Source organism: Zestomonas ipomoeae, from assembly GCF_057128665.1.
The window spans coordinates 1-527 of sequence record NZ_JBSKHQ010000057.1; the positions used below are offsets into that span (position 1 = coordinate 1).

Here is a 527-nt window from a genome sequence, read left to right on the forward strand (position 1 = left end):
AAGCAGCCTCAGGTGTTGGAAGAATCCATCACCAGCGCCGGACTACTCCCCTCTCCTTTCGGGAGAGGGGCAGGGGGCGCCCGGCATAGGGGAGAGGGGAACACGAACTCCACCTTCACCCAAGGCTACCGCAACACTTTCCTCGCCACCCCCTGGGACATCCCCTTCCGCCCGCCGCTGGCCCACCCCAAGCCGCACGTGCTGGGCAGCCAGACCGCCGTGGTCACCGGCCCGGCCGGTGAAGAAATCCACTGCGACCAATACGGTCGGGTCAAGGTGCTGTTCCACTGGGACCGCCTCAACCCGGCCGACGAGCGCAGCAGCTGCTGGCTGCGCGTCGCCTCCAGCTGGGCCGGCGACCTCTATGGCGGCATCGCCATCCCGCGCATCGGCATGGAAGTCGTCGTCACCTTCCTCGAAGGCGACCCCGACCAACCGCTGATCACCGGCTGCCTGTACCACAAGGAACACGTCGTCCCCTACGACCTGCCGGCGAACAAGACCCGCAGCCTGTTCAAGACCCTCAG

General features: G+C 66.6%; 1 protein-coding gene. It reads left to right on the plus strand.

Going from position 1 to position 527, the window contains the following annotated elements; translation table 11 throughout:
- The coding region (gene tssI, locus ACWKV7_RS23705; protein WP_483860164.1) for a type VI secretion system tip protein TssI/VgrG at nucleotides 1–527 on the plus strand (527 nt) is incomplete at both ends.